The sequence below is a fragment of the Staphylococcus sp. HMSC072B07 genome (assembly GCF_001815505.1).
In the GTDB taxonomy this organism is placed as follows: domain Bacteria; phylum Bacillota; class Bacilli; order Staphylococcales; family Staphylococcaceae; genus Staphylococcus; species Staphylococcus simulans.
Window position 1 is genome coordinate 1 of sequence record NZ_KV820892.1, and the last position, 2282, is coordinate 2282.

General features: G+C 30.7%; 2 protein-coding genes. One reads left to right on the forward strand and one right to left on the reverse strand.

Going from position 1 to position 2282, the window contains the following annotated elements; translation table 11 throughout:
• Positions 1-104: 104 nt before the first annotated feature.
• A complete protein-coding gene (qacC, locus tag HMPREF3031_RS00010; protein ID WP_001146389.1) occupies positions 105-428 on the reverse strand; it encodes a quaternary ammonium compound efflux SMR transporter QacC in 324 nt (107 codons plus the stop codon).
• 321 nt (positions 429-749) lie between these two features.
• Between qacC and HMPREF3031_RS00015 the strand changes: the two genes are divergently transcribed.
• On the forward strand, positions 750-1754 hold the full coding sequence (locus tag HMPREF3031_RS00015) for a protein rep (protein ID WP_083317879.1): 1005 nt from the start codon (positions 750-752) through the stop codon (positions 1752-1754).
• The last annotated feature ends 528 nt before the right edge of the window (positions 1755-2282 follow it).

Sequence of the window (2282 nt, forward strand, 5' to 3'; positions counted from 1 at the left end):
CGAATGTCGGCATAGCGTGAGCTATTAAGCCGACCATTCGACAAGTTTTGGGATTGTTAAGGGTTCCGAGGCTCAACGTCAATAAAGCAATTGGAATAAAGCAATTAATGCGATGTTCCGAAAATGTTTAACGAAACTACGCCGACTATGATTAAAACTATAGATACTATAGTTATTAGATTTATTTGTTCTTTGAAAATAATTATTGAGACTACGGTTGTTAAGACTAAACCTAGTCCCGCCCAAGTTGCATAAGTTATATTTAGTGGTAGGTGTTGCATTGTTTTACTTAAAAAATAGAAACAAATTCCAAATGAAATTATTGTTCCTAAGGATGGTATAAATTTTGAAAAGCCTTCTGAAGATTTAAGAAATGCACTTCCAATAACTTCAGTACTTATGGCTATTATTAAATAAATATAAGGCATTTTTAACTCCTTTTAATTTTCGTATTTTATTTAATTTTATTCTAAGTATTTTTTAATTGTAGTCTTGTATTTTGAGTGTCATTCGCGTGGTATTTTTGTGGATTGATGGTTTTTGAAAGGTTTTTGAAACGAGTTGAAAACGAGTTTCTTCTTGTCTTGATACTATATAGAAATAACTCGATTTTAAAATTATAGCTGTAATCCTTGGTATGTAAGGGATTATAGCTATTTTTCTTGTTGAAAGGAATTTTTGACATAAAAAAACCCCAGTAGTATGATTAAAGCGTCTACTCAATAAACAACTACTGGAGGTCTCTTTATATGCAATATAATACTACTAGATGTATAGACGAAAATCAAGATAACGAAACACTTAAAGATATGACGAAAAGTGGGAAACAACGCCCATGGAGAGAAAAGAAGATAGATAATGTAAGTTATGCAGATATACTGGAAATTTTAAAAATAAAAAAGGCTTTTAATGTAAAACAATGTGGTAACGTCTTAGAGTTCAAGCCGACTGATGAAGGTTATTTGAAGTTACATAAGACATGGTTTTGTAAGTCGAAACTCTGCCCAGTTTGTAATTGGAGGCGTGCTATGAAAAATAGTTATCAAGCTCAAAAAGTGATTGAAGAAGTTGTTAAAGAAAAACCAAAAGCGCGTTGGTTATTTTTAACACTTTCAACGAAAAATGCGATAGATGGGGATACTTTAGAACAAAGTTTGAAACATTTAACGAAAGCATTTGATAGGTTAAGTAGATATAAAAAAGTGAAGCAAAATCTTGTTGGGTTTTTGCGTTCAACGGAAGTAACAGTTAATAAAAATGATGGTAGTTATAATCAACATATGCATGTTTTATTATGTGTTGAAAATAGTTATTTTAAGAATAAAGCTAATTATATAACTCAAGAAGAATGGGTTAATTTATGGCAAAAAGCATTACAAGTAAATTATCGACCCGTAGCAAATATTAAAGCGATCAAACCAAATCAAAAAGGCGATAAAGATATTCAAGCAGCTATCAAAGAAACCTCTAAATATTCGGTTAAGTCATCTGATTTTTTAACTGATGATGATGAAAGAAATCAAGAAATCGTGAATGATTTAGGAAAAGGTTTATATCGAAAACGTATGTTGAGTTATGGTGGTTTGCTTAAACAAAAACATAAGATTTTAAATTTAGATGATGCCGAAGATGGCAATTTGATTAATACAAGTGACGAAGATAAAACAACAGACGAAGAAGAAAAAGCACATTCAATTACGGCAATTTGGAATTTTGAAAAACAAAATTATTATTTAAAAGATTTGAAACGTTAGCTAAAAAGCTAGCGTTTTTTTATGTCTTTTTGCCCCTGCGGGAACTATAGCGTTCAACCGGCATGGTTGACCAGTTTTCATGTTAACTTTTAAGTTTGCATGTAAATGGGCCAGTGTTTATTTTTTTCTGCCCAGTTTGCTAAATTTTTAATTTGCATATAACTGGGCAGTGTCTAAAAAATTAGTCACTGGTTTTGCTTAAATTTTTGTTTGTGAAATTAAGATATATTTATTTGGCTCATATTTGCGTTTTAAAAGCGTATATAGACTTTTAGGTATAAAACTATATGATTTACCCCTGAATCTTTAAAATGCCCCCTTAAAATTCAAATAAAGGCATATAAAAATAAAAAGCCAACCCAGATAAAATGGATTGGCTTTTTATTTGCTTTTGCGAAGTAGATTATAAAAAACTACTTTTAATAAGCACCCTAAATGTGATGTCTATATTATAACAAGAACACGCATTTATGCCGAGAAAATTTATTGTGCGTTGAGAAGAACCCTTAACTAAACTTGCAGACGAAT